Raw genomic sequence first — 23,064 nt, 5'->3', positions numbered from 1 at the left:
CGGCGACACGACAGACCACCACTCCCACAGGAACACCGACCCTACGCCCGACCAGCGAAAACACCGTTCTCAAGCCCGGAAAGACAACAGCTTCTCACGTCAGCCATATCCTCGCCAAGATCCAGGCCCGGTCCCGCGTCCAGGCGGTGACCTACGCCTACGAGTCCGGCCTGGTACAACCGGCGGCCTGACACATGAATCGGCACCGGCGCCGTCCTGACCTTTGTGTTTAGCCATTGCGACCCATCCGGCGTGAGGTGTTACCGCTGCCAGGAAGGATCTGAGGTTGGCGAGACTGACCGGGCTGGACCACGAACCGACCGAGCAACTGGCGGTCTGGGCCCGCGCGGAGGGCCTGAACCTGGTCGGGCAACTCCCGTAACGGCATTTCGCGCAAGAGGGGGCTGACCGACGTCGGCGTGGTCGAGCGAGCTGGGGCAGCCTGCCGGCACGGGATGGCGATGACGGCGTCGGCGGGTGCGGCAATGATCATCCCGTCATCCACTGGTCCCCTGACGCATGCACGCGTGAGGGGACCAGTGGCGGTTGTCAGGTACGACCTCGTGCGCGCTCGTCCGCAGGTGTTGTCCGTAGAGAGGCGCGCCCGCCAGGTCGTTGGTCAGGCGGTCTCGGGGGTGGCTTCCGGCCCGATGCCCAGTTGTTCGATCGCCGAGGACATGTGCCTGTGCAGGATCTCTTGGGCCGCTGCCGCGTCTCCGCGTGCGATCGCGTCGGCGATGGGCGCGTGGGAGATCGCGGACATGGCCACATCGCGGCGTTCGCCGGCTGCGCTCATGATCACCACGCGCATGGGTCCCTCGAGTTGCCGCCAGGTCCTGAGGAGTATCGAGTTGCCGGAGAGCTCGCACAGCAGGAGGTGGAAGCCGAGATCGGCCTCGACCTTCGCGGCCAGGTCCGCTCCTGACTCGAAGGCGTCGTGGAGCTTTTCCAGAGCCTTGCGCAGTGCTTCGGCCGCGTCCTGTATGCGTGGTGACGCGATGATCTGCGCCACCGCGAGTCCTTCGAGCGCTTCCCGGACCTGGAACAGTTCCCGCACCTCGGTCGGGGTCAGCTGGGACACGCGCAGCATGCCGCGGGCTCCCGCGGTGACGAGCCCCTCCTGCTGGAGGTGGCGCAGGGCTTCGCGTACTGTGCCGCGGCTCACCGACAGGTGCTCGGCGATCTCCACCTCTCCGAGGTGGTCGCCGGGGCGGTACTGGCCTGTGGTGATGGCCGTCCGCAGGGCCACGAGCGCGCGCTCCCGGAGGGTCGTCGAACGGGTGAGAGTGGACAAAGCCTGACCGGACACGGTCGAAACCCCTTTCAACGCCACGAGCGATCATAGTAGTCCAGCTGTCGTCTGTTGACAGTCAGCAGTTTGACCGTTGTGAGGGTTGACACGCCTCTTCATCGGGCCCAGCATCATCTCCCGACTGTTAACAGTCGACAGCCAACAGTGAGCCCGGGACGGCTCGCTTGCCTACGATCAAGGAGGATCGGCATGGCTGAGTTCACGGCGCCGCAGCAGACGGCGCACGGGTCGCCCGAACGTCTGAGGGTCGCCGTCGGGTGCGGGGTCGGCGCGACCATCGAGACGTACGACTTCATTGGCTTCGGAACGGCGGCCGCCCTCTATTTCGGTGATGTGTTCTTCCCGGACTCCGATCCGCTCTCGGCCACCCTGCTGTCCTTCGCGACGCTGGGGATCGGCTTCGCGGCACGCCCGCTGGGTGGCATCGTCGCCGGTCACCTCGGCGACCGCGTCGGCCGCAAACCCGTCTTGGTCGGCTCCCTGCTGTTGATGGGCGTCGCGACCGTGCTGATCGGCTGCCTGCCCACGTACCAGATGGTCGGGATCTGGGCGCCGGTGCTGCTGGTCGTGGTGCGCGTGATCCAGGGGCTCGCCTTCGGCGCAGAGTGGGGCGGCGCCATCCTGATGACCTTCGAGCACGCCCCCTGGCGGCGGCGCGGTCTGTACACGGGCATCACCCAGGCCGGCTTCCCAGTCGGACTGCTCCTCGCCAACCTCGCCTTCCTGTTCAGCCGACACACCCTCAACGACACCTGGGCCTGGCGCGTGCCGTTCCTGCTCAGCTCCGTCCTGATCGCGGTTGGCATCTTCATCCGGCTCAAGATCGACGAGTCACCCCAGTTCGAGGCGCTCAAAGAGTCCGGCGAAGTCGTCAAGAACCCGCTGCTGGACGTGATCCGAGAGGACTGGCGCAACGTCCTGCGGGCCTTCTGCCTGCGGATCACGGAGACCGCCGGGTACGCCGTCTCGGTCACCTTTGTGCTGTCATACCTTGACGACGGCGACGCCCCCGACGTCTCGAGCACCACCACCCTCACCGCCCTGGTGACCGCCGCGGCCCTCGGTATCGCCGCCACCACGCTCTGGGGCCGCCTGTCGGACCGGATCGGCCGCCGCCCGGTCTATCTGCTGGGCTGCGCGGTGAGCGTTGCCTGGGGCTTCCCGCTCTTCCTGTCCGTCAACACCGAAGCCGCGGCACTCGTCCTGCTCGCCTTCCTGATCAGCTACGCCGTCTGCCAGAACTCCCTCGCGGGTGTCCAAGGAGCCTGGTTCTGCGAGCTGTTCGCGACCAAGACCCGTACCGCCGGAACCTCCCTGGCCTACCAACTGTCCGCCGTGGTCTCCGGGTTCACTCCCATGATCGCCACGGCGCTCTACTCCGCCACCGGTTGGACCGGGCCCGCCATCCTCTTCAGCTGCTACGGGCTGCTGGGCCTGGTGGCGGCGCTGGTGACGCGCGAGACATGGGGCGTGGACGAACGCCGGGCAGCCGACCGGGCGGTGACCGCGTCCGCCCAAGCCCCTCTCCCTGCTACCCCCTGACAGAGACGAGGATCAACGTGATGTCCACTCAGGCAGTCGGAACAGCGGTGCTGTCGACCCGGCGCGTCAGCGCCCTGAAGGACTCCGCCTACCGCATCCGTATGCACGCGCTGGACATGGGGGAGACCCAGGGCCAGGGCTACATCGGACAGGCGCTGGGCGTGGCCGACATCCTGGCCGTCGTCTACCAGGACGTCCTCAACCACCGTCCCGCCGAGCCGGACTGGCCGCAGCGCGACCGGTTCCTGCTGTCGATCGGCCACTACGCGATCGCGCTGTACGCGGCGCTCGCCGAGGCCGGTGTGCTGGACGTAGCCGAACTCGCCACCTACGGCAGTGACGGCTCGCGCCTTCCCATGTCGGGCATGGCCTCCTACACACCCGGCATGGAGATCTCCGGCGGCTCCCTGGGCCACGGCCTCGGCGTGGCCACCGGCATGGCGCTCGGTCTGCGCCACCAGGGCAGCGACGCACGCGTCATCAACCTGCTCTCCGACGGCGAACTGGACGAGGGCTCCACCTGGGAGGCGGCGCTCGCCTGCGCCCACCACGGCCTGGACAACATCACCGCCCTCGTCGACGTCAACGCCCTGCAGGCGGACGGCCCCACCAAGGGCGTGCTGCGCACCGAGCCGGTCACGGCCAAGTGGGAGGCGTTCGGCTGGCAAGCGGTCCGCGTGGACGGCAACGACATCGAGGCACTCCTCGCCGCCTTCGACGGCCTGCGCGAGCACCGCGGCTCCCCGGCCGTGGTCATCTGCGACACCCGGATCGGATGCGGCGTACCGATGCTGGAGACGCGCGAGAAGGCCCACTTCATGCGGGTCGAGGAGCACGAATGGCAGCTCGCTCGCGACCAGTTGACGGAGCGTCACCACACTGCCGACCAGGAAGAGGGGACCGCTCGATGAACACCCCGGCACCGCCCCAGGCTCCGCAGCGCAAACTCACCACCTCCGCGATGATCGCCTCGATCGCCGAGGAGGGCCAGCGCACCACCAAGGCGCCCTTCGGACACGCGCTGGCCCGGCTTGCCGACGAACGACCCGACATCGTCGGGCTCTCCGCAGACCTGGCCAAGTACACAGACATGCACGTCTTCCGCGAGGCCCACCCCGACCGCTTCTTCCAGATGGGCATGGCGGAACAGGTGATGCTGGGCGCGGCCGCGGGGCTGGCCGAGGTGGGACTGACCCCGTTCGCCTCCACCTACTCCGTCTTCGCCACCCGCCGCGCCTACGACTTCCTCTGCCTCGACATCGCCGAGCCTCGGCTGAACGTCAACGTCGTCGGCGCCCTGCCTGGCCTGACCACCGGCTACGGACCCAGCCACCAGGCCACCGAGGACCTGGCCATCCTGCGCGGCATGCCCGGCCTGACCATCGTGGACCCCGCGGACTCGATCGACATCGAACAGGCCGTCCCGGCACTCGCCGCCCACCCCGGCCCCACCTACATGCGGCTGCTGCGCGGCGCCGTACCGACCGTCCTCGACGAGTATGACTACCGGTTCGAACTCGGCAAGGCGGCGCAGCTGCGCGGCGGACGCGATGTCCTGTTCATCTCCACCGGCCTGATGACGGTCCGTGCCCTGACCGCGGCCGAGGAACTCGCGCACGACCAGGTGGACGTCGCCGTCCTTCACGTGCCCACGATCAAACCGTTCGACCGCGAGACGGTGCTGCGGGAGGCCGGTAAGGGACGCCTCGTGGTGACGCTCGAGAACCACAGCGTCGTCGGAGGCCTCGCCGAGTCCGTGGCGTCCTCCTTGGCCTTCGCCCAGCAGACGGCGCGCATCGTCCCGATCGGGCTGCCGGACGAATTCCTCGCCGCGGGTGCGCTGCCGACGCTCCACGACCGCTACGGCCTCTCCGTCGCGGCGATCAAGGAACGCGTCCGCCGCGAACTCTGAACCCGTCCACTCCGCTTCCCCCTTTCTCAGGAGCACCGCATGGCCACCGACCTCACCCCTCGCACCGCCGTCATCACCGGCGCCGGCTCCCGCCGCGGCATCGGACGCGCCACCGCGCACGCCCTGGCCGCCGCCGGCTACCACATCGCCGTCCTCGACCTGGACAAGGAGGCCGCCGAGGACACCGCCCGGGAAGTCGCCGTCCGGCACGGCGTGGAAACCCTGGGCCTTCCGGCGGACGTCACCGACGCCGACGCCGTCGAAGCCGCCATCGGCGCGGTCGAAGCCGCCCTCCCGCCGGTCGGCGCCCTGGTCAACAACGCGGGGATCACGTCCCCGACCCGCTTCCTCGACGTCACGCCCACCGAGTGGGACCGGATCCTCGAGGTCAACGTCCGCGGCAGCTTCCTGGTCACCCACCGCGTGGCTACCGGGATGGCCGAGCGCGGGTTCGGCCGCATCGTCTTCCTGTCGTCCGTCTCGGCCGAGCGTGGGGGCGGGGTGTTCGGGGGAGTGGCCTACTCGGCGGCCAAAGCCGCCCTGCTGGGCTTCGCCAAGGCGCTCGCCCGCGAACTCGGCTCATCCGGAGTCACGGTCAACTCCGTCGCCCCGGGCCTGATCGACACCGACATCACCCAGGGCAAACTGGACGAGGAGCGCAAGGCGGCAATGATCGCGGATGTTCCGGTACGCCGCATCGGCGCGGTCGAGGACGTGGCCGACGTCATCGCCTTGCTGGCCCGGCCCGAGTCCGGCTACCTCACCGGCGTGACGTACGACGTCAACGGCGGATCCCACATCCATTGACCGAGCCCCGAGCGGGGAAGGCCGGCCCGCGGATCACGCGCGCACCTCCCGGCCGACGGTCGCCAGGGCAAGACCCGTTCGGCCGGCTCCGGGGCGACGGTGGCGAACGCGTTCGCGCCGACGCCGATCGCTGCACGCCGTCGGCCGGGACGACGGCGGCACTCAGAGGGCGTCATGACATGGGGCCCCAGGCCGAGAAGGGCCGCCAGCCGCTGCAGGCGAGGGCACGCAGGGCCCCGGGGCCGATCGCCTGCTTCGACTTCGCTGTCACGGTCCGCCTGGTGGCTGTGGCACAGGTACGGAACTTCGTCGTGGTGGGTCTCGGCCAAGTGCGCGGAGATCTTCCCGTGGATGAGCCCTTGGCGGACGGTGAGAGCGCCGTCTCGTCCACGCCGGACAGACGAAGCTGATGCTTAGGGAACCCCATGGCTTGTTCGGCTCCGGGCAGCCACTGCCGTGCGGTTCCTGGCGGTTACGCGGTGGCGCCGCCCTGTGGGGCAAACGCGGGGACTGCGGTCTGCGGGGTCAGCTCCACCGGGTAGGCCTGCTCGACGCGGTCACGCCGGGTGTACATGTCCCAGTAGTGCCCGGCGAGTTCGTCCGGGTGGACGACGGGGAACTGCACGCCGGTGTCCGGAAGGTCGATGCCGCCCTTGGTGGCTGCCTCGAACGACTCGCTGCCGGTGATCAAGGCGGCGATGGTGAGGGTGCCGGCATAGACGCCGGTGCCGGCGAGTTCGCCGTTGAGCGAGTACACGTAGTTGCGGGCGGCGGACATCACCGGGCCCGGGCCGCTGAGGTGAGGCACGCCCTGCACGGCCGAGTAGCCGGTGGTCATCAGGAGGGCGCCGTCGCCGCGTTCGGTCAGCTCCGGCAGTACGGCGCGGAACACCTCCACCGGGGTCAGGAGGAGCACCCGGGAGATCCTTTCCAGCGTGGCCGCGTCCAGTCGGGCGGCCGGGGTGAAGGCCTGATCGGAGCCGATCGGCCCGTACTCGACGACGTCGATCCGGCCGAAGTGGCCGCGGATGGCGTCCACCAGGGCGAGAATCCCGGCAGGGTCGGAGAGGTCGGCGGGGAAGGCGACGGCCTCAATGCCCTCGTCGGTGAGTTGTGCGACGAGGGCATCGAGCCGCTCCTTGCGGCGGGCCACCAGGGCGACACGGAAGCCTTCCCGGCCGAAGCGGCGGGCGACGGACAGGCCCAGGCCGGTACCGGCACCGAAGACGGCGATCACTTTGGACATGAGTGTTCCCCTAGAAGGCTGGGCGGTCCGGGAGGACCGGGTGTTGCTGACGGGGTGTTTGACCTTGATGGCTGGTGGAGAGTGGCCGCCTGGTCCTCCGGGACGCTCCCAAGCGCGCCAATGATCTGCTGGCCCGAGGCTTCACGGGCGCGGCCCCCGAGCGCTGGTGCCGGGGCGTCGCCTTCGCTCTCGGCGACCTGCGCACCGAAGCCGCCCACCCGCGCCCGGCCACCCCGCTGCAAGTGCGCGAGGTGACGCGCGACCTCACCGGCACGCCGTGAACCGCCACGGCGGGAGCAAGCGGGGCTGTCGGACCCGGCACGGGAGCCAGCCCGGGTTACGCCAGCTTCGAGCGTTCGTCGAGCCGGTGCCAGGACCGGGAGTGGTAGACGAGCGGAGCCGACCCGGGCTCGGCGGCGCCCTCGGGCACGGCCGCCGACACCGCGTGGACGACGAAGATCGAGGCCTCTCCCGCCTCGATACGGGAGACCACCTTCCCCCGCACATACGCGGGGGCCGCCGTGAAGACCGGTTCGCCCGTGGCCAACCGCGTCCAGGCACTCGTGTCGGCGAAGCGGTCGACCCCGCTGGTGGCCCCGAGTTGCGCGAGCCAGAGCTGGTCGCTGCCCACCATGTGGACGACGACGCTGTCGGCTCGCCGCAGGACCGAGCTGCTGGAGGCCTTCGAGGAGACGGAGAAGACGATCAGCGGCGGTTCGGCGCTGACGGAGGCCAGCGAGCTGACCGTGATCGCGACCGGCCGCCCACCCAGGCCGGCGGTCACGACGGCGACGCCGGAGGGGTGCATCCGGAAAGCCGACCTGAAGGTCTCGGCCGGCAGTGACTCCGCCCGCTCCGCCGCGGTCAGGTGGATCGGGGGGTGAGCGGGCGAAGGCATGGCGAGTGTCGTCATGGCGGAAGTTCCTTTCGGCGTATCGAGTCGCGTTCTGGAGGCCCGAGGGCCGGGCCGCGAAGGCCCGGCTGTGACGACCTCAGAGCGAACCGATCTCCGCGGTGTCGCGACCGACGAGGCTCTGGCCGTAGATCTCCCGGTTCAGCAGGGGGTTGTTCAGGCCGTGGCCGCTGGCCACGGTCAGGTCACGCCAGACCCGCTGCAGCGGGTTGGACTGGGCGAAGCTGCTCGTGCCGACGATGTCCAGCATGAGCGTCACGGCCTGGCGGAAGTTGCGCGTCGCGATCTCGGAGTCGCCGCGGATCCGCGCCCGGGCCGCCGTGTCGAGGACCCGGCCCTCGCGGGCGGCGTCGTCCATCTCGTCGGCGGACCTGAGCAGGTGCATTTTGCCCGCGTCGATCGCGACCCGCGCTTCGGCAAGGGCGAGGCGGTAGCTGGGGGCGTCCCGGCGATCCGAGTAGGCCCAGTAGCTGATAGGGCGGCCCTTGCCGAGGTTCTCCGTGGTGAAGTCCCAGGCGGCCTCGGCCATGCCCAGCAGCGGACCGCACAGGCCGAGACACGCGAGACTGTTCAGCGACGCCCGGTAGCTGGTCTCGTCCTCGTGCCAGATCGGGAAGACAGCCGTGCCCATGAACGTCTCGAGGTCCAGCGTGCACCGGTCCTCGACGAAGAGGTCCTCGGCCACGAGGGTGTTGCTGCCGGTCCCCGCCATGCCGACGACATACCACGTGTCCTCGATCCGCATGTCGGCCAGCGGCATCAGCGCCCACCGCACCTCCGAGGGCTGCCCCTCCGCGTCGAGGACCAGGAACGCGTTCAGCGTCCACTGGGCCTGGTAGCAGCCCGAGGCGAAACCCCACTTGCCGTTGATGCGGTAGCCACCGTCGACCTTCTCGGCGGTCCCGCCGGGGGCGAACTGGCTGATCGCGACGTTGCGGGGGTCCGGGCCGTACACCAGTTCCCGTACGTCGTCGGGGAAGAGGCCCATGCCGAACGCGGTCGTGTTGGCGATGAAGGCGACCCAGCCCGCGGACGAGTCCCCCCGAGAGATCTCGGCCGACAGCTCGATGAGGGTCCGGACGTCTCCGCCGGCCCCGCCCGACCGGCGGGGCGCCGTGGCGTGGAACAACCCGGACTCGCGCAGGGCCCGCTCCGATTTCTCGGCCAGACGGCGGTTGCGCTCGGACTCGTCGGCGTGCTCACGCAGGAGCGGCCGCAGCTCGCGAGCGGTCTGCAGGAGACGTTCGCGAACCTCGGTCTGCGTCTGCGATCCCGACGTCGTGACGTCATCAAGAGTCGTCATGAGGCCTCCTTGCCTCGGCGGCTCACCCGCCGAAGCGGTGGCCGGTGCTGTCGTCCTGCTGTTGATTGAAGTCCGGGCGTGACACCGGTCTCTATGCCTGACCCGCCAAGGTTTCGACGCCGATTGGGCCCGGGGTCCAAAACGGTGGCGCGGCGAAGGGCCCGACGGCCATGGCGGCGTGCGGGATGCGTGACGTGTGCCCGTCAGTGAGCGGTGTCGTCCAGATCGGGAAACAGCTCCGCGAGGCGGAGCGCCGCGTGCAGCTCGAGCTGGGAGTCCCTGACGGAGCGGCCCAGGAGTTCCTCGGCCCGCTTGACTCGGTAGATGACCGTGTTCTTCGCTACCTGCAACTCCTTGGCGGCCTCCTGCGGACTGCCGTGGCAGTCGAGGTAGACCCGCACCGTCCGGCGGAGAACCTGCGCGGAACCCGCACTCGATCCCAGTGCGCCGAGTTCGTCCCGCACGAAGCGAGCGGCCTTGTCGGGGTCCGCGATCAGCAGCGAGAGCAGCCGGACCTCGTCGTACCGGACGACACTCGCGTCCGCCGTCGAGGGCATGCCCAAAGCCCCCACCCGCGCCGCGTCGAGGGCCTCCTCGTGGGTGCGCCGGAAGCCCTGAACGCCCCGGTGAGGTGACGCCATGCCCACCATCACGTCGGACCCGCCGGGCAGCAGCGGCTCTTCACGCGGTGGCCTTGCCTTGAACGCTCCCCACGCCCATGCCTCGGTCCGGTCCACCGACACCACCAGGTGAGCGTCCGCGCCGATGCCGCGCAGGAGGGACCGGGCCACCTTGTCCAGGTGATCCGCGGTATGGCTCGGCGAGGTCGCGGGATGCAGCACCAGGCCGATGTGGTACGCGTTCGTCAGGGGGTAGGCCAGCTGTCGGGACGCCGCGGCGGCGGAGCCCTCTCCCGCCAGCAGCGTCAGAACCGTCTCGTACCTGGCAGCGGCGGTGCTTCTCAGGAACCGCTCGTTCTCGGCGGTGTACGACTCGGCGGTCATGGTGGCGAACGTGTCGGCGAACTCGAAGAGCACATGAGACACGTGCTCGAGTGACGCCGCGAGATCGGGGACCGTTACTTGGGAGCGGCAGCCGCCCATGAAGTGGTCGGCCAGCTGTGAGTGGATCCTGCGCTGATGGGTGAGGAGCAGGTCGAGAGGAACCCGGCGGTGGACCAGGTCCACGAGATGCGCCTCGGCCTCGGGCGGGAGCTGGGCCGGTGGGTGGCCGTCGGCCTCGATGGCGAGGAGCGTCGAGATGACGATCGACTCGATGGCGGAGCGCAGCACCTGCGGGCCTTTCAGGCCGACGCCGGCCAGATCCGGGAATGCGTTGCCCTGGACGATGTCGGCCGCCACCCCGACCGCCCACGCGACCGGCAGGTCACCGACCTGGTCGGTCGCACGGCGTACCGTTTCGCGCGTGCAGGTGGGCTCTCCCGCGTCCACGGCCGGGCGCAACCGCTTCGCCCACGCTCCGATGTGCTCGCCCAACCCCGCCTCCCGTCCGGCCGTCCTGCGACGAGACTGTGCCAGTCCAGGTGGCTCGGCTTGCCGGCTCTCATATGAATATGAAGATTGGACCATCTCGACCGCCCGCGCGCAGCATCCAGGGGAGCCCGGTCACCGGCATACCCCACGTCGAGCGCGTCGGCGGACAGCGGCCGTCGACGGAACGGCCGTCTCGGTATTACGGGGACCACGTGCAGACCTGTCAGCTGGGGAGTTCCCCGGTCACGAACTGCGCGCCGCCGTGTCCGAAGGACCAGTCCTCCGCCTCGTTCTCGGTGATGGTGACGACCAGGTCGGAGGCCGCGAGTGCGCAGTCGCGGGCCAGGTTCGCGGCCAGCAGCTCGTAGAGCCGCTGCTTCTTCTCAGGGCCGCGCCTCTTGCTGACCACCCGGATGACCACCGCCCTCGGTGTGCGGTGGATGCCGAGCCCGGAGGCGTGGGCCGGAAAGCCGGGGTTCGTTCGTGAAGATCGCGGTGCCGTTGCCGTGTGCGATGGTGTGCGTCATCGAGCAGGTGTCCCTTTGATCCGGGGGATGGTTGTCATGGGGGGATGGGTCAGGAAGGGACCGGTCCGGCGACGGCCTGGGTCGCCGCGGCGAGGTCTCGGTCGAACTCGTCGCGCTGGGCCGGGCTCAGCTCGGTCAGGTGCGGGCGCACCGGTCCACCGGCCATCCCGACGGCTTCGCACCAGCGCTTGAGTGCCGCGTTCGGCATCGCACCGTGCTCGAGCGGGCCGATGATCCACTTGCGGTACACCGCGCGCAGCGGGGCCAGCGAGTCGAACCGCTGCCTGGCCAGGTCATGGTGGCCCGCCAGGTACAGGTCGACGTACTCGCGGATCGGCCGGTTGTGCGCGGACTGGTAGAGGTACCCCTCGGGGTCGCAGTAGAGGACCCGCTGACCGAACTGGGTCATGTTGGTGAAGAAGTGCTCTTCGAGGGGGTCGGAGACGAGCACGTGGGTCCCGGCCGCGATCTCTCGGAGCCGGTTGTTCTCGGCATCGGTGGCGGTCGTCTTCAGAATGCGGATGTTCTCGATCCGGCACAGCTGCGCAACGGCCCCTGGGCTGAGGAGGCTTGCGCGGCTGCCGTCGCGGCCGGGGTTGAACAGGATGTACGGCATGTCGACCGCGCCGATCACCGCGGCCAGCGACTCGATCAGCTCGCCGTCCCCGGCCGCGTCCGCGGGGACGCTCAGCACGGCGTGCGTGGCGCCGACCTGCTGGGCGTGCCGGGTGTAGTCCAGGGACTCCTCAAGTGTCCGGCCGCTGGTGACCGGGCTGACCATGACGCGTCCGGCGCCGGCCTCGACGATCGTCTCGAGCACCGCCTTGCGCTCGTCGGGGTCCAGGGCCCACACCTCGCCCATCAGGCCATTGCAGTAGAGGCCGTCCAGGCCCGCTTCGACGCATTTCTCGACGTTGAGCCGGAGACCGGCGTGATCCACCTCCCCGTCGGCGAGGAACGGCGTGGGCAGCGCGACCCAGAGGTCGATGTGGTCGGCGGGGGTGTCGGTCACGACGGCTTCCTTCGCAGGTCGGTGGGGCTGGCTGGGGCGGGTGGTCACGCGGCTTGCGCCAAAGGCGTCGAGGCCGTGCGCTGCGCGCCGCTGGCGAAGAGGACGAGGATGGTGACGAGGCAGTAGGGCAGGGAGAACGCCGCCGGCGGTCCCCAGGCGGTGACCACGGGAGTCAGGGCGGCCAGGAAGACCGCGCTGGCGGCAGCAGCGGCCACGCCGATCAGGTAGGAGCGGATCGAGGGGCGCAGGAACACCGCGCCCAACGCGGCGCAGGTGAGGAATCCGCTGACACCGGGCACGCCGAGGTAGATACGGAAGCCGTCCATGCCCAGCGCCATCGAGGTCAGCACGGCGGCCGCCGATCCGAGCACCGCCAGCACGGCGATCCGACGCGAGCAGATCACCAGGCCGGCGAGGATCAGGTAGCCGCCGAGGTTGCTGTCGAGGAAGAACAGCTGACCGATCCCGTGGAGCACCGCCTCGTAGACGTTGGTGAGCGAGTTCGCGCCAGGACCGTCGGGGGCTGCGCGCAGCACGGTGTTGACGTGGTCGACAGCACCGACGTTCTTGGCGGACACCAGCGGACCGGCGTGCCCGCGCGAGCTGTGCAGCAGTGCGATCAGCAGGAAGGTGAGCACGATGTTGAACGGCAGCGCGGTCGGGCGCACGTTCCATGTCTTGAGCAGGGTCACCACGAGTGCCGCCATCACCAGGGTCGTCAGCGCCGCCCCGACGACGACGTAGCCGAGAACCGCGAGACTCCACTGGGGACCGAGGAAGGTGACCAGGCCCGTGCCCACCAGGGCTCCGTTGTAGCCGTAGAGACCGGCGCCGATGTGTGCACGGTCGAGGGCGAAAACCTCGGCGGTCGCCGTCGCGGCGAGCACGCCCACCGCCGCGGCCACACCGACCCACGGTGAGAACGTCGCGATCGCCGCCAGGAAGAACAGGCCGCCGACGGGGTTGTCGACCAGCCCTCCCTGACCGATGCCGCGCAGGCAGGAATCGAGAAACCGCAGCCACGGTCGGCGGTCCGTGGCCTCGCGGAGTGACGGCATCGTGCCGGTCACCGCCTCGCGGGCGATCGTGGTGAAGGAGAGTGCGGCTGTGCCGTCGGCGGTGCTTGCCATGGTTCGTCTCCGGGGATCGAGTGAGAACGCCGTGCGACGCGGGGGCGGTCGCGGTGCATCGATGCCGCCAAAGACTCGCTGTGCCTGGTGCAAACCGGCAATGACTGATGGCGAGATCGCGAATCTGGCCATATTGTTGGCCGATGACGCTCGATGCTCTGGACCGGCGGATCGTCGGGGCGCTGCAGATCGACGGACGAGCTCCATGGCGCCTGATCGCGGAGGCGCTCGGTGAGCCGGAGCGCACGATCAGCCGACGGGGTACCGCTCTCCTGGAATCGGGCACCGTGGTGATCTCAGGATGGGAGACCCCCGGCACGGCCTCGATCCTGAGCATCAGCGGGACCGCCCACACGATCCGCCTCACCGCAACGGCGCTCGCGCACCGCCCCGACACGACGTTCACCTACACGCTGACCGGACCGGCCGACTGCGTGACCGAGGTGTGCACCGCTCCCGGTGCGCTCCCTACGCTGCTCCACGACGATCTGCCCGGAACGCCCGGCCTGGTCGCCATGTCGACACTGCCGGTGATGAAGTACTTCCGCACAGGCTTCCAGTGGCACCCCGGCCTCCTGCGGCCCCAAGAGATCGAAGCGCTGCGTCCCTTCCTCCCGCCACCGCAGTCGGCGGACAGCGCACCACAGGCACTCAGCAGCGCCGACCGAGCGCTCGCGCAGGCCGTGGCAGAGGACGGCCGCATCCCGACCGACCGGCTGGCGCGCCTGCTCGGCGTCGCCGAATCCACGGCGCGCCGACGGCTCGAGGCGCTGCGACGCGACGGCCGGCTGACGATTCGCGCGGTGGTGGAACCGCACCACCTCGGCCTCGGCACCGAGGCGGTGCTGTGGATCAAGGCCGGCCCGCATGACGTCGACCGGATCGGCGCTCTGCTCGCCGACGACTCGCGCATCCGGTACGCCGCCGCGATCATGGGCGAACACCAGTTGTTCGCCGACATCATCACCCGCGACCGCAGCGAGCTTTACGACTTCGTGACGAACTCTCCGGCGCTGGCCACCGCCCAGGCGGTCGACACCCGTCTGGTCGTCACCTCGTTCAAGCGCAGCGGCGTGCTCGCCCCCGTGCTCCGGCAACAACGCGCCGCGCCGAGCGGCCGACCCTCATGAGGTGGGCGAACTCCGTTGCGAGGGCGGTCACTGTCGGCGAACCGCCAGTTCTGGCGGGGTCGTCGGCGTCGGTTGCTCTGTGAGCCGAGAGAGCAGGATTCGGAAGGTGGAGCCCTCGTCGGGGGCCGATTCGACCTCGATGTGTCCGCCGTGAGCGGTGATCAGGGAGTGGACTATGGACAGGCCGAGGCCTGCGCCACCGGTGGCACGGGTGCGTGAGGTGTCGGCGCGGTAGAAGCGTTCGAAGATACGGCTGCTCTGCTCCGGAGCGAGACCTGGTCCCTGGTCGGCGATCTCCAGGAGGGCATGGTCGCCGACCGTACCGACGCCGATCCGGAGGGGAGTGCCGGGCGGGGTGTGGGTGACGGCGTTGCCGACCAGGTTGGTGACGACCTGGCGCAGCCGGGCCTCGTCGGCGAGGGCCGGTGCGGGGGCGGGCGGGCCGTCGCCGGCCGGTCCGGTGAGCGTGACGGTGCGGGTCGGGTCCAGGGCGCGTACGTCGTGCAAGGCGTCGGCGGCGAGGGTGCGCAGGTCGGTGGGGGTGAGGTCGAGGTCGGGTGGGATGCCGGGGGTGTGCGAACCGGTGGGGCTCCCCGTGGTCTTCAACGCGTGTTCGTCGAGGCGGGCCAGCTGGAGCATGTCCTCGACGAGCCGGGTGAGGCGCTCGGACTCGCGGGCGATGCGGTCCATCGTGGCGTCGACGTCCTCGCGTGCGGGGAGGGCGCCCATGCGGTACAGGTCGGTCAGGCCCTTGATGCCGGCGAGCGGGGTGCGCAACTCGTGGCTGGCGTCGGCTACGAACCGGCTCATCCGCGCCTCGGACTCGGCGCGCGCGGCGAACGCGGTCTCCAACTGCCCGAGCATGCTGTTCAGCGCGGCGGCCAGGCGACCCAACTCCGTTCTCGGCCCGCCTAGTTCGGGTACCCGGCGGGACAGGTCACCGCCCGCGATCTCGGCGGCGGTCTGCTCGACGCGGGACAGCGGACGCAGCCCGGAGCGGACCGCGAACCAGCCCGCCACGGCGAGGACCGCGAGCAGGGCGAGACCGGTGGTCCGGTAGTTCTGCCACATGCGGCCCACCGTGCCGTCGACCTGGTCCATCGGCATGGCTACGACCACACTGCCGGAGGCCGCAGGGCTCGTCACCGTCGTCCCCGGCGGTGCGGCGCGTGCGAGTCTGGGCACGGCGATCACCCGCCAGCGTGCGTCGCCCTTCGTGCTGTCGACGGTGAAGGGGTGGCCGCCGTGGTCCTCGACCGCGGCCGTGTCCAGCCGGGGGAGTGCCGGACCATGAGCGCTGTTCGTCCGGTTCGCCCCTGCGAAGGAGTCGATGCTGCTCTCGACGGTGCCGGCCGCGGTGACGTACGTGATGACGGGATTGCCGAGGACCTCCGTATTGAAGTCGGCGAGGTACGCCGGCGGCTTCCGGTCGGCTCCGTTCTCCGCCACCGTGGGCGGCACGACGGCGAGTACCTGTGCGGCGGCGCGGAGTTGGGCGTCGACGCGGTTCTCCATATAGCCGCGCAGGGCGTTTCCGGTGACCAGGGCGAACGCTGTGAAGCCGGCCGTGAGCAGAACGACGCACAACAGCAGCACCCGGCTGCGCAGGGACCCGCGCGCCCACAGTCCACGAACGCGACCCGGCCGGGTCACGTCTTCGCTCCGCGCAGCACGTAGCCCACGCCGTGCACGGTGTGGATGAGCTTCGGACCACCGTTGTCGATCTTGCGGCGCAGATAGCTGATGTAGGTGTCGACGATGCCGGTGTCGCCGTTGAAGTCGTACTCCCACACCCGGTGGAGGATCTGCGGCTTCGAGACCGTGCGCCCGGCGTTGGCCATCAGGTAATGCAACAGCCGGAACTCGGTGGGCGACAGGCGCAGCGGTTCGCCCGCACGGGCCACCTGGACGCCGTCCGGGTCGAGTTCCAGGTCGGCCACACGCAGCAGCGCGGTGGGGTCGCCGCTGGTGCGGCGCAGCACGGCACGGATGCGCGCGATCAGCTCCTGGAGATCGAACGGCTTGGTGACGTAGTCGTCGCCGCCCAGAACCAGGCCCTCGATCTTGTCCTGGGTCGCGTCGCGGGCGGTGAGAAACACGACCGGGATGTGGCCCGTGCGAGGCGCCGCGGCCGACCCGTACCGCTCACGCAGTCGGCGGATCACCTCGAAGCCGTCGAGGTCGGGAAGCATGACGTCCAGCAGGACGAGGTCGGGAGAGACCTCCTCCGCCCGGTCCAGGGCCTCCTGGCCGGTGCCGGCGGCGGCCACGGTGAAACCGGCATGCCGCAGGGCCGCGCACAGCAGTTCCCGCACAGTGGGCTCGTCGTCGACGACCAGCAGGTTCACGCCGGTCGAGGCCGCTGCGCGGGACTGGCCCACGAGGCCGGTGCCAGGTGGGGCAGAGCGCTCAACAGGGGTCAAAGGAGGCCTCCAGGCGACCGGGAAACGCTCCCGGCCCCGCCGGATACGCGGACGCGGCAGGAGGCACGCACCCCGCGGCGGGCGGGATCCTGCCCTGCAGGATATGAAGGAAGGCTGTCATCACCACGTAAGGCCTCCTGGCACCACCACGTAAGGCCCCAGTCACCGCTGCCCACGCAAACCGCGCACCGCGTACAGCAGACTCCCGGCAAATCCGGCCAGGCCCCCGACGAGCAGCCCGAACACAACCGTCCGCAGCACGCTGCCGCTCAATTCGGCCTCCATTCCCCCCATCTGACTGCCGAACATGCTGACGCCGAAGTTCCCGGACGCCCCCGCCAGCCAGGCCGCCAGGCCCAGGACGACGGCCGTGACGACACCGAACCGCTCGGCCATGGCGAGGTGCCCGGACAGCGGGCCCCGGTAGGGGAGCAGAGGGCGGGTCCGGGCAGGGTGCGTGGCCCGAACTGCCCGATAGGCGCAGGCGAGCAGGATCAGGCAGGTCACCGCGAGGGCCGCGAGCCACAGCGGCCATCCGCCCGCCGACAGGGACCTGAGGTGCTCGGTACGGTCGGGCTGCCGACCGCCGCCCATCCCACCCGCACCACCCATGTCGCCCATGAGAGCGGCGAGCGGGTTGGCGCCGCCGTCGCTGTGCACCGGGTGCACCGCGGCCGTCCACGAGGAACCGACGCCGAGTGTCAGGAAAACCGCCAGGGCGTTCGGGGCGGCCAGCAGGACGGCACCCGCCGCCGAGCCGGCCCGGCCACCGGCCACCGTCCCGACGACCGTCAGGGCCACCAGCGGAACGGCCGCCAAGACCAGGGTGGTGCGGACGACGGCCGACAGGCTCGGGCCCCAGTCGGCGCGCAGCCCGTTCAGCGCACCGCCCACCGGCAGCCGCACCCGGCGGCTGATCAGGCATCCCGCACCGAGTACGACGGCCACCCACAGCAGCGCGCCAAGGCCCGCCGATCCCGCGCTCACGTGGTATGACATCGCCGGCTCTGCCCCCGTACCGCCACCGCCCATGAGGCCGCCCAGGCCACCACCGCTCCCACTGCCCATGAGATCCCCCAGGCCATCGCCGCCACCGAATCCACCGGCAGACCGGTCGCCGCCGACTCCTCCCATCCCGGTCATCGCCGACGCGGGCATGCTGGCCGATCCTCCTGCGAGGCCGGCCACGATCATGAAGGTCACCAGTGCCGCGGATCCCGCTCCGGCCGCCCGCACGGCCAGTTCACCGGCGGTGAACCGCCGCTGCTGCCCCTGACGCAGCCGCCGGGAGAACGCGATCCACAGGACGACGGCGCCGACCAGTGTGACGCCGAGCGGTACGGCATCGACCGCACCGTTCATCGACGGCCCCATACCGCCACCACCGCCGAAAAGGGAAGCCAGACCGCCCATCGACCCGGTGTCCGCGGAGACATCCGAACCCGCGCTCACCGAACCGCCGACGGCCATGGCTGTCAGGGTCATCGAAAGCGACCACAGCGAGCCGAACGATCCCGCGTCCAACAGGGCCAGCGCCAGCGCGGACACGGCCGCCATGGCAACTACCGCGCACAGCACGGCCGCCGCGCCTCCCAGAGCGTTCTGCCACGTGCCGATCAGCCGGACCGGCACGGTGCGGCGTGGGGACCGCGGATCCGTACCAGGCCACGGGCTGGAACCAGGCATGGTCCGAGGGCGGGGGGTGGTGGCAGCCATAGGGAAACTCTCCGCTTCGCTCGCGGGGGACACGCGGCGCCGAGCGGGGGACCACGGCGCCGCGTGCGAGGGACCCGCACACACTGGCGGTTCCCGGTACGACGTTCCCGAGAGGTTCTGGGAGGTTTCTGAGCGTTGGTGAGAGAGCGACGCAGGTGACGCAGCGCCCACGACCGACGTGCCGCCCCCTTCTCAGGAAGTTCCCAGAGTTCTCCTCCGCCGCGTGGGGATCCCTCCGGGTGAGCGCGGTGGCCGCGGTATCGGCTAGGTCGGCATCCGTTCGCCGCTGAACCCGCGGATCCCCCGCTTGCCGAGGTTCTGACCGCCGGCCCCGGCCAGCGTCTGTGAGGGTGCGACACCGAAGCGCCGGCGATAGGCTTCGGAGAACCGGCTCAGGTGGGTGAAGCCCCACCGCCCGGCCGCTTCGGTGACCCCGGTGGCACCCGTGAGAAGGGCGGCGTGAACACGGTCCAGGCGGACGTTGCGCAGGTACGTCAGCGGAGTCACGCCGAGGTGCTCCCTGAATCCTTCCTGGAGACGCCGGGCACTGACGCCCGCCGCCCGGGCCAGGTCCCCGACGGTGAAGGGGGTCTCGGGGTGGGCCTCGATCAGGTCGACGGCCTTGCGTACCGTCCGCGGGTAGGCGGGAGGCTGCGGACCCAGCAACGCTTCCGTGTAGTTGTGCGGCTGGGCCAGCAGCAGGCCGCTGACGAGGAGGCGCTCGAAGTGCTGCCGGACCGGGAGCCGGCCGATGAGCCCGCCGGTGCTGTCGGACTCCGCGAGCAACAGGTCCAGGGTGCTGCGCCAGCTGCGCCCGGTCGCGGTGGTCAGATCGAAGTCGAACGCGAATTCCAGTGGAGCCTGCAGCGTGCGGCCCAGGAGGGCCTCGAGTTCGGCTTCGACGAGACCCCGGTCGATCTTGATTCCGAGGTGTTGCTCGCCGTGGTCGCAGCTCAGCAGCCGGTGCTGTCGTGTCGGTGTGAAGACCATCGCGTCTCCGGCGGTCGCCACCATTTCCTGGTGGCCGGTGGCCGCTTCGATGGCCCCTCGGAGGACGACGTTGACGTGGTAGTGCGACGGCGTCCGCCCGGGATCGACACGCGTGCGCTGGCCGAAGGTCATCAGGCCGATGGTGATGTGCTCGGTGCGTGTGCCACGGAGTTCGCCACCGGGGCCCTCGGGGCCCGACAGCGGGGTGACTTCGGCGGGGTAGAACAGGTCGTTGAGGCGTTCGCGGAAGTCCTCGAAGCCCGAGTCGCGGCACAGCACGTGGCTCGCCAAGGGGGAGCGGCCCATGCGCCATTGTTATCCGCGCCCTGTCCGTGCAACAAGGGGTGATCGACGGGTTCCGGCAGATCATGCCAGGTCATCGGTCTGGTGCGAGCCTCGTCACACAGGCGGTGGACGCGAGTCCTTCCCGAGCCCGCCTTGGCCGCGTCCCCGGAGCGGCCGTCCGGAACGCGTCGCGCGATTCGGGTGGCGGTCGCGCTTTGCGGATATCGCCCCCGGCCGTGGCTCCCTAGCGTTTCCCTCAGCCCGTTCGCCTGGCACCGCCCGGCGTGCGGAGGAGCGTTTGCCCTGCATGCTGGCCTCTGCGCCTTCGGCGGTCGGCAGGGCCGTCCGCCGGTCCGGGCGCTCGTCGGCGAACGGCAGTTGACGCACATCGGGGTCGCGACCCCGATCGAGGAACGCGCACCACTGGAGGTATGTCATGCCTGGCACCGACGAGGCGATGGAGGCCATCACGGCCGCCGCTGTGGACAGTTTCCGTGACACCCCGGACGGGCGCCTGCGTGAACTGCTCCAAGGGCTCGTCCGCCATCTGCACGGTTACGTCCGTGAGTTGCGCCCCACGATCCGGGAGTGGGAGTACGCGGTGGACCACCTCACCGCTGTCGGGCAGAAATGTGATCCCACCCGCCAGGAGTTCATCCTGCTCTCCGACGTGTTGGGTGTCTCCATGCTGGTCGAGACGGTGAACGAGCAGGGCGGCGGCACCGAGAGCACGGTCCTGGGACCCTTCCACGTCGTGGAGTCCCCCAAGCGCGAGAGCGGCGACAACATCGACCTCATGGGCACCGGAACACCCTGTGTCGTCTCGCTCCGCGTCACGTCGGCGGACGGTGGCCCACTGGCCGGAGCGAGCGTCGACGTGTGGCAGTGCACCGAGGACGGCTTCTACGACGTGCAGCAGCCCGACGTCCAGCCGCTGGGCAACGGGCGTGGACTGTTCAGGACCGACGACGAAGGCCGCGTGTGGTTCCGCACGGTCGTGCCGAGCCACTACCCCATTCCGACCGACGGCCCGGTGGGAGTGCTGCTCGGCGCCACCGGACGCCACCCCTACCGCCCGGCGCACATCCACTTCATCGTCGAGGCCGACGGCCACCGAACGCTTACAACGCACATCTTCGTCGCCGATGGCCCCTACCTGGACTCGGACGCCGTCTTCGCCGTGAAGGAGAGCCTGGTCGTCGGCTTTCCACAGATCGACGACGAGGAGAAGGCCCTCGAGTACCGGGTCACCGCTCCCTTCCGCATGGCCGAGTTCGACATCACCGTCGACCCCGAGACGGACAAGGGCGCCCGGTGAACACCCCGCTCGACTTCGCCTACCAGGCGCTCCCGATGCGCGTGGTAATGGGCACCGGCGCCGTCGACCGGCTCGCCGATGAGATCGACCACGCCGGCCTCAAGCGGGTCATGGTGCTGTGCTCGCCCGGACAGCGGGAGCTCGCCGCGACCGTCGCCGGCCTCATCGGCCCGCGAGCTGTGGACATCCACCCCCACGCCCGGATGCACGTGCCCGCCGAGTCGGCGGCCGAGGCCCAACGACGTGCGAAGGAGGTGAACGCGGACGGCTGCGTCGCCTTCGGTGGCGGCTCGGCCATCGGCCTCGGAAAGATCGTCGCCCTGCGGTACGGCCTGCCGGTCATCGCCGTCCCGACGACGTACGCCGGCTCCGAGATGACGCCCGTGTGGGGTCTGACGGAGAACGGCGTCAAGCGCACCGGCCGCGATCCACGCGTCCTGCCGGTCTCGGTGCTGTACGACCCCACGCTCACCGTGAACCTGCCCGCCGCCGTCTCCGCGGCCAGTGGCATGAACGCGATCGCACACGCAGTCGAGGCCCTGTACGCCCCGGACGCCTCCCCGGTCATCGACCTGATGGCCGAGGAAGGCGTACGGGCGCTGGCCGCCGCGCTCCCGGACGTCGTCGCCGACGGCAGCGACCTCGAGGCCCGTGAACGTGCCCAGTACGGCGCGTGGCTGTGCGGCGCCTGCCTCGGGGCCACCACCATGTCCCTGCACCACAAGCTCTGCCACGCCCTCGGCGGCACCCTCGACCTACCCCACGCCCCCACCCACACCGTGGTCCTCCCGCACGCCCTCGCTTACAACCAGGTCGCGGCGCCCAAGGCGGTGGCAGTGCTCGGCCGCGCTCTGGGCACCTCCGCCGACCCGGCCTCGTACCTGTGGGGCCTCGCGGGCCGGCTCGGCGCCCCGCGGTCCCTGCGCGAACTCGGCATGGCCGAGGACGACATCGACCGGGTCGTCCAGGTCGCGCTGGCCAACCCCTACGCCAACCCTCGCGAGGTGACCGCGGAAGGCCTCGGCGGCCTCCTGCGTGCCGCCTGGGCCGGACGACCCCCGACGAGCGGCACGCCGACCGCGTAGGTGCTTAGAAGCCGTATCTCAACCGATCATGGAGCGTGTGGGTCGAACATGCTTCCCGCCGGGGTGATCTTCGTGTTGTGCGCGCATGAAGACAGTGCCTCTCGGTAGCTCGGGGATGCGAATCTGACCGAGCAGTGCCGGGAGGCCCTGGTGTCGTTGTTGTACGCGTCCGAGCCCGTCCAGTTCAACTCGGCTGCACCATCGTGTGATTGCCTCGCGCACGTGTACGGCAACGCAGCCGATCATCCAGACCGGGTGCGCCGCTATCCGTCGGACACTATGGACGCGGAGTGGGCGGCTGTCCGACCGTTGCTGCCGGTGCCGGCCTGGCTGAAGAGCAGGGGCGGGCAGCCCGAGAGCTACTGCCACCGCCAGCTGCTGGACGCGGTCCGCTACCTGGTCGCGGGCGGGATCTCGTGGCGGGCGATGCCGAGGCCGAGCAGATCAAGCAGCGCCTGGCCGTGATCTCCCTGGCCTTCAGCGGCCCCTGGCCCGCAGGTTGCCGCTCGTCGAGCACGCCCAGAATCCGCTGGTAGTCGGGCGCCAGCACCGTCACCTGCAGTCCCTCGCGCCACGGCGGCACGATCGAGCCCGGCACCGGCGCGGGCGACGACACGGTTTGCGCCTGCACCCCGGTCACGGCGGTGGTCTCGGCAGCCGAGGCTGCCAGGGCCTCGACCAGCTCCTCCCGTGCGATCACCCGCCGGTCCAGCTCGATCTCCGCGGCCTCCAACGCCCCAGTCAGCCGCGCGGCTTCCTCCCGCAGTCCTTCCACCCGCACCCGAGCCGCTGTCTCCCGCTCCTCCAGCATTCCCAGCACCGACGCCATCGTGCACCCTTCGATCACGGAGCCGACACAAGACGCCGCATGCCTCCCTGACTCCGAGCTAGACCATGCCTGACCAGCGGAAATCAAGCGA

20 protein-coding genes and 2 pseudogenes are annotated in these 23,064 nt (G+C 70.2%); 10 read left to right on the top strand and 12 right to left on the bottom strand.

Annotated features, from left to right (window positions below):
* A pseudogene (locus ACFY1L_RS54565) lies at window positions 1–191 on the top strand (hypothetical protein); the annotation flags it as partial.
* 428 nt (window positions 192–619) lie between these two features.
* On the opposite strand, the gene ACFY1L_RS54560 reads toward ACFY1L_RS54565, so the two are convergent.
* Window positions 620–1,294: a GntR family transcriptional regulator gene (locus tag ACFY1L_RS54560; protein WP_388843043.1), complete on the bottom strand. Its 675-nt coding sequence runs from the start codon at window positions 1,292–1,294 to the stop codon at window positions 620–622.
* A 207-nt stretch (window positions 1,295–1,501) separates the two neighbouring features.
* On the opposite strand from ACFY1L_RS54560, the gene ACFY1L_RS54555 reads away from it, so the two are divergent.
* Genes ACFY1L_RS54555 through ACFY1L_RS54540 form a run of 4 tightly spaced genes read left to right on the top strand, consistent with a single transcriptional unit; the run spans window position 1,502 to window position 5,573 of the window.
* Window positions 1,502–2,854 carry an MFS transporter gene (locus tag ACFY1L_RS54555; protein ID WP_388843042.1) on the top strand — a complete coding sequence of 451 codons (1,353 nt, stop codon included), beginning with the start codon at window positions 1,502–1,504 and terminating at the stop codon, window positions 2,852–2,854.
* 20 nt (window positions 2,855–2,874) lie between these two features.
* Entirely contained in the window at window positions 2,875–3,765 is an 891-nt protein-coding gene (locus tag ACFY1L_RS54550; RefSeq protein ID WP_388843041.1) for a transketolase, read from the top strand.
* The gene (locus ACFY1L_RS54545) at window positions 3,762–4,766 is read left to right on the top strand and encodes a transketolase family protein (protein ID WP_388843040.1); all 1,005 of its coding nucleotides are present in this window, start codon (window positions 3,762–3,764) and stop codon (window positions 4,764–4,766) included. The genes ACFY1L_RS54550 and ACFY1L_RS54545 overlap by 4 nt, the downstream gene beginning before the upstream one ends.
* Before the next feature lie 39 nt (window positions 4,767–4,805).
* Entirely contained in the window at window positions 4,806–5,573 is a 768-nt protein-coding gene (locus ACFY1L_RS54540) for an SDR family NAD(P)-dependent oxidoreductase (protein WP_388843039.1), read from the top strand.
* A 472-nt stretch (window positions 5,574–6,045) separates the two neighbouring features.
* Here the strand turns inward: ACFY1L_RS54540 and ACFY1L_RS54535 are convergent, their stop codons facing one another.
* Window positions 6,046–6,819 (bottom strand): SDR family NAD(P)-dependent oxidoreductase, encoded by a 774-nt coding sequence (locus tag ACFY1L_RS54535; protein WP_388843038.1) that lies wholly within the window; start codon window positions 6,817–6,819, stop codon window positions 6,046–6,048.
* A 74-nt stretch (window positions 6,820–6,893) separates the two neighbouring features.
* On the opposite strand from ACFY1L_RS54535, the gene ACFY1L_RS54530 reads away from it, so the two are divergent.
* Window positions 6,894–7,100 (top strand): hypothetical protein, encoded by a 207-nt coding sequence (locus ACFY1L_RS54530; protein ID WP_388843037.1) that lies wholly within the window; start codon window positions 6,894–6,896, stop codon window positions 7,098–7,100.
* Window positions 7,101–7,156: 56 nt separating this feature from the next.
* Here the strand turns inward: ACFY1L_RS54530 and ACFY1L_RS54525 are convergent, their stop codons facing one another.
* The 6 genes and pseudogenes from ACFY1L_RS54525 to ACFY1L_RS54500 all read right to left on the bottom strand — a co-directional run bounded on the left by ACFY1L_RS54525 (window position 7,157) and on the right by ACFY1L_RS54500 (window position 13,197).
* Window positions 7,157–7,732: a flavin reductase family protein gene (locus ACFY1L_RS54525; RefSeq protein ID WP_388843036.1), complete on the bottom strand. Its 576-nt coding sequence runs from the start codon at window positions 7,730–7,732 to the stop codon at window positions 7,157–7,159.
* Window positions 7,733–7,811: 79 nt separating this feature from the next.
* On the bottom strand, window positions 7,812–9,035 hold the full coding sequence (locus tag ACFY1L_RS54520) for an acyl-CoA dehydrogenase family protein (RefSeq protein WP_388843035.1): 1,224 nt from the start codon (window positions 9,033–9,035) through the stop codon (window positions 7,812–7,814).
* Between the two features lie 203 nt (window positions 9,036–9,238).
* Entirely contained in the window at window positions 9,239–10,531 is a 1,293-nt protein-coding gene (locus tag ACFY1L_RS54515) for a PucR family transcriptional regulator (protein ID WP_388843034.1), read from the bottom strand.
* A 220-nt stretch (window positions 10,532–10,751) separates the two neighbouring features.
* Window positions 10,752–10,979 (bottom strand): annotated as a pseudogene (locus tag ACFY1L_RS54510) (tautomerase family protein); the annotation flags it as partial.
* Between the two features lie 125 nt (window positions 10,980–11,104).
* Entirely contained in the window at window positions 11,105–12,067 is a 963-nt protein-coding gene (locus ACFY1L_RS54505) for a dihydrodipicolinate synthase family protein (protein ID WP_388843033.1), read from the bottom strand.
* 44 nt (window positions 12,068–12,111) lie between these two features.
* Window positions 12,112–13,197: an urea transporter gene (locus ACFY1L_RS54500; RefSeq protein ID WP_388843032.1), complete on the bottom strand. Its 1,086-nt coding sequence runs from the start codon at window positions 13,195–13,197 to the stop codon at window positions 12,112–12,114.
* 143 nt (window positions 13,198–13,340) lie between these two features.
* On the opposite strand from ACFY1L_RS54500, the gene ACFY1L_RS54495 reads away from it, so the two are divergent.
* On the top strand, window positions 13,341–14,327 hold the full coding sequence (locus ACFY1L_RS54495; RefSeq protein WP_388843031.1) for an Lrp/AsnC family transcriptional regulator: 987 nt from the start codon (window positions 13,341–13,343) through the stop codon (window positions 14,325–14,327).
* A 27-nt stretch (window positions 14,328–14,354) separates the two neighbouring features.
* Here ACFY1L_RS54495 and ACFY1L_RS54490 read toward each other — a convergent pair whose 3' ends face one another.
* The 4 genes from ACFY1L_RS54490 to ACFY1L_RS54475 all read right to left on the bottom strand — a co-directional run bounded on the left by ACFY1L_RS54490 (window position 14,355) and on the right by ACFY1L_RS54475 (window position 19,762).
* Complete coding sequence (locus ACFY1L_RS54490) at window positions 14,355–15,980, bottom strand: sensor histidine kinase (protein WP_388843030.1); 1,626 nt, start codon at window positions 15,978–15,980, stop codon at window positions 14,355–14,357.
* The gene (locus tag ACFY1L_RS54485) at window positions 15,977–16,708 is read right to left on the bottom strand and encodes a response regulator transcription factor (RefSeq protein ID WP_388843029.1); all 732 of its coding nucleotides are present in this window, start codon (window positions 16,706–16,708) and stop codon (window positions 15,977–15,979) included. Before ACFY1L_RS54485 ends, ACFY1L_RS54490 begins: the two co-directional genes overlap by 4 nt.
* Window positions 16,709–16,912: 204 nt before the next feature.
* Window positions 16,913–18,436 carry a streptophobe family protein gene (locus ACFY1L_RS54480; RefSeq protein ID WP_388843028.1) on the bottom strand — a complete coding sequence of 508 codons (1,524 nt, stop codon included), beginning with the start codon at window positions 18,434–18,436 and terminating at the stop codon, window positions 16,913–16,915.
* A gap of 294 nt (window positions 18,437–18,730) precedes the next feature.
* A complete protein-coding gene (locus tag ACFY1L_RS54475; RefSeq protein WP_388843027.1) occupies window positions 18,731–19,762 on the bottom strand; it encodes an AraC family transcriptional regulator in 1,032 nt (343 codons plus the stop codon).
* 415 nt (window positions 19,763–20,177) lie between these two features.
* Between ACFY1L_RS54475 and ACFY1L_RS54470 the strand changes: the two genes are divergently transcribed.
* From ACFY1L_RS54470 to ACFY1L_RS54460, 3 genes are all read left to right on the top strand, one after another.
* Window positions 20,178–21,059, top strand: a complete 882-nt coding sequence (locus tag ACFY1L_RS54470) for a dioxygenase (protein WP_388843026.1) — start codon at window positions 20,178–20,180, stop codon at window positions 21,057–21,059.
* Complete coding sequence (locus ACFY1L_RS54465) at window positions 21,056–22,144, top strand: maleylacetate reductase (protein WP_388843025.1); 1,089 nt, start codon at window positions 21,056–21,058, stop codon at window positions 22,142–22,144. The genes ACFY1L_RS54470 and ACFY1L_RS54465 overlap by 4 nt, the downstream gene beginning before the upstream one ends.
* 222 nt (window positions 22,145–22,366) lie before the next feature.
* Window positions 22,367–22,609: a transposase gene (locus ACFY1L_RS54460; RefSeq protein WP_388843024.1), complete on the top strand. Its 243-nt coding sequence runs from the start codon at window positions 22,367–22,369 to the stop codon at window positions 22,607–22,609.
* The last annotated feature ends 455 nt before the right edge of the window (window positions 22,610–23,064 follow it).

The organism is Streptomyces sp. NPDC001663, from assembly GCF_042893105.1.
Lineage (GTDB): Bacteria > Actinomycetota > Actinomycetes > Streptomycetales > Streptomycetaceae > Streptomyces.
This window is presented reverse-complemented; position numbering and strand designations above follow the sequence as displayed.

Excerpts from the sequence above, each read along its gene's own strand:
- ACFY1L_RS54555 (WP_388843042.1), top strand. The coding sequence starts at position 1,502 with ATGGCTGAGTTCACGGCGCCGCAGCAGACGGCGCACGGGTCGCCCGAA.
- ACFY1L_RS54550 (WP_388843041.1), top strand. The coding sequence starts at position 2,875 with ATGTCCACTCAGGCAGTCGGAACAGCGGTGCTGTCGACCCGGCGCGTC.
- ACFY1L_RS54545 (WP_388843040.1), top strand. The coding sequence starts at position 3,762 with ATGAACACCCCGGCACCGCCCCAGGCTCCGCAGCGCAAACTCACCACC.
- ACFY1L_RS54540 (WP_388843039.1), top strand. The coding sequence starts at position 4,806 with ATGGCCACCGACCTCACCCCTCGCACCGCCGTCATCACCGGCGCCGGC.
- ACFY1L_RS54535 (WP_388843038.1), bottom strand. The coding sequence starts at position 6,819 with ATGTCCAAAGTGATCGCCGTCTTCGGTGCCGGTACCGGCCTGGGCCTG.
- ACFY1L_RS54525 (WP_388843036.1), bottom strand. The coding sequence starts at position 7,732 with ATGACGACACTCGCCATGCCTTCGCCCGCTCACCCCCCGATCCACCTG.
- ACFY1L_RS54520 (WP_388843035.1), bottom strand. The coding sequence starts at position 9,035 with ATGACGACTCTTGATGACGTCACGACGTCGGGATCGCAGACGCAGACC.
- ACFY1L_RS54500 (WP_388843032.1), bottom strand. The coding sequence starts at position 13,197 with ATGGCAAGCACCGCCGACGGCACAGCCGCACTCTCCTTCACCACGATC.
- ACFY1L_RS54495 (WP_388843031.1), top strand. The coding sequence starts at position 13,341 with ATGACGCTCGATGCTCTGGACCGGCGGATCGTCGGGGCGCTGCAGATC.
- ACFY1L_RS54480 (WP_388843028.1), bottom strand. The coding sequence starts at position 18,436 with ATGCCTGGTTCCAGCCCGTGGCCTGGTACGGATCCGCGGTCCCCACGC.
- ACFY1L_RS54475 (WP_388843027.1), bottom strand. The coding sequence starts at position 19,762 with ATGGGCCGCTCCCCCTTGGCGAGCCACGTGCTGTGCCGCGACTCGGGC.
- ACFY1L_RS54470 (WP_388843026.1), top strand. The coding sequence starts at position 20,178 with ATGCCTGGCACCGACGAGGCGATGGAGGCCATCACGGCCGCCGCTGTG.